The organism is Streptomyces sp. UNOC14_S4 (assembly GCF_020740835.1).
Lineage (GTDB): Bacteria > Actinomycetota > Actinomycetes > Streptomycetales > Streptomycetaceae > Streptomyces.
Window position 1 is genome coordinate 1 of the sequence record NZ_JAINFC010000793.1, and the last position, 2345, is coordinate 2345.

Here is a 2345-nt window from a genome sequence, read left to right on the forward strand (position 1 = left end):
GGGCCGCAGGGGTTCGGGGACGACGGGGTTCGTGCCGACGCCGAGGACGAGCTGCCGGGCCAGGACGCGGGTGGTGGTGCCGTCGGCGGAGCGATGGGTGACGGCGAAGGCGTCGGCGTCCTCGTCCCACGCGACGGCGGTGACCTCGGCGTCGAAGCGGCAGGAGGGCAGGCGCTCGGCGACCCAGCGGCAGTAGTGGTCGTACTCGCGGCGCGGTATGAGGAAGCGCTCGGAGAAGAAGAACGGGAACATCCGGTCGTGGGACCGCAGGTAGTTCAGGTACGACCAGGGACTGGTGGGGTCGGCCATGGTCACCAGGTCGGCGAGGAAGGGCACTTGGAGGGTGGTGCCCTCCAGGAGCAGGCCGGGGTGCCAGGAGAAGGCGGGCTTCGCGTCGAGGAAGAGGGTGGTCAGGTCCGGGACGCCGTCGGCGAGCGCGGCCAGGGAGAGGTTGAACGGGCCGATGCCGACGCCGACGAGGTCGTAGGGGGTCTGGGTGCTCAACGCCGGGCCTCCGCGAGAGGGTTGGGAAGGTCGATGTAGACGGACTGGGTGTGCACGTCGCCGACGAGCTCGTCGAGTCCGTCCACGCAGGTGAGGTAGTTGCCCTTGCAGCGCAGCACGGGCGCGTCGAGGAGCAGGCCGAGCAGGCCCTCGGCGCGGGGCTCCGTGGCCCGCAGCCGCTCCAGGCGGGCGCGCAGGACGAGGAGTAGATCGTGCTCGTCGGCCAGGCCCTGGGCGCCCATCGCGCCGACGAGCGCGAGCAGGTTGGCGATGCCGAGGTAGTAGCCGACGCGTTCGTCGACGAAGGCGTCGTCGAAGACGAGCTCGACGTCGTCCGCGGCCCCGGGCAGGAGGCGTTCGATGTCGGCGAGGCGGGACTCGGCGAGGTAGTAGCCCTGGCTGTCGCGGTACCAGCCCGCGGTGGGCAGCCCGTCGTCGCCGAGGGCGACGAGGGTGTTCTGGTGGTGCGGTTCGAGGGCGATGCCGTACCGGGCCTGGAGCCGGATCAGCGGGACGGCGAGGACGGAGAGGTACGCGTCGAGCCAGCGCGCGGCGGCCTCGGCCCGCGTCGTGCCGTGGTGCCGGGCGGCGCGGGCGACGGCGGCGGCGAGCAGCGAGCGGTGGAGCGGGGCGGAGCCGTCGCCGGGTCCGGTGCGCTCGGCGAGCAGCCCGGCGACGCACAGCCCTTCGCCCCGGCCGCCGCGTGTGTCGCCCCGGAAGGGGTTGTCGCGGATCGCGGTCTCCAGCCCGCTCTCGGCGCCGGTGGTGCCCACGGATATCCAGGCGAAGTCGCGCAGGATCGCGAAGTCGGGGTGCTCGGCGCGCAGCCACGCGGCCGGGCCCGAGGCGAGCAGCCGGGCCGCGCTGACGCCGAGGCGCAGCTCGCCGCGCAGGTTGTTGCGGCGGGAGTTGGTGATGCGCATGCCGAGGGAGAGCTTGAGCATGACATCGGCGTCGGGCCGGTGGACGGTGCGCACGGAGGAGGTCGGGTACCAGTCGGGGCCCCCAGGACCCAGCGGGGTCAGCAGCCCGTCCTCGACGAGCCGCCGGACCTCGGGCCGGTCCATGATCTCCCGGGCCTGCCAGGGGTGCGCCGGTACGGGCACGGTACCGGCGGGCAGGGCGACCCCGGCGGCGAGCGGGCGCAGCAGCGCGGCGACGTCGCCGCCGTCCCCGCTCTCCCCCACCACGACGTCGGGGTGCGCGGCGAACCAGTGCAGCGGAAAGGATCCGCGCAACTCGGGTGAGCAGGCCCGCAGTTCGGCCTCGGTGGCCTCCTCGCGGCTCTTGGGCGCGGGGTGGAAGGGGTGTCCGAGCAGGAGCGCCTGCTCGGCGTCGAGGAAGGGGGTCGGCCCTGTGGTGCCGTCGGGCTCGGCGCGCCGGTCGGCGAGGTGGGCGGCGACGCGGGCGGCGGACCCGAGGACGCGGCCGACCGCGTCGGCGCCGAGGTGGGCGGGGTGACCGCGGCCGGTGGTCGACTCCCGGACGGCCGCCGCGGCGACGAGCGCCACGTCGGCGGGCGGCGGAACGTCGCTGCCCGTACCGAGCACGACGGGGTCGCCGAAGAGGTGGAATCCGGTGGCCGAGCGGTGGCGCACCGGAACGCTCAGCTCCAGCCCACTGGCGGGGAAGCGCAGCCGCAGGTCATGGCCGGTGGCGGGAACGTCGGTACCGGTCTCACGGACGTAGGCGCGCAGAAGCGTCGCGGTGGCGGCGGAGTCGGCGGCGCGTGCGGCGTCGGGATGGTCGAGGGGATCGGACGGCGAGGTGATCATCACGGAACTCTCGTCGGACGGAGACGATATCGGGGGGCGGGGCGCCCCGTCAGGGGCGCGGGGAAC

General features: G+C 74.5%; 2 protein-coding genes. Both read right to left on the reverse strand.

Annotation, left to right across the window (positions count from 1 at the left end; all coding sequences use genetic code 11):
• The coding region (locus K6I34_RS35790; RefSeq protein WP_229332201.1) for a SidA/IucD/PvdA family monooxygenase at nucleotides 1-504 on the reverse strand (504 nt) is incomplete at its 3' end.
• Nucleotides 501-2279: an IucA/IucC family siderophore biosynthesis protein gene (locus K6I34_RS35795; RefSeq protein ID WP_229332202.1), complete on the reverse strand. Its 1779-nt coding sequence runs from the start codon at nucleotides 2277-2279 to the stop codon at nucleotides 501-503. The genes K6I34_RS35790 and K6I34_RS35795, both read right to left, overlap by 4 nt.
• Nucleotides 2280-2345: the final 66 nt, after the last annotated feature.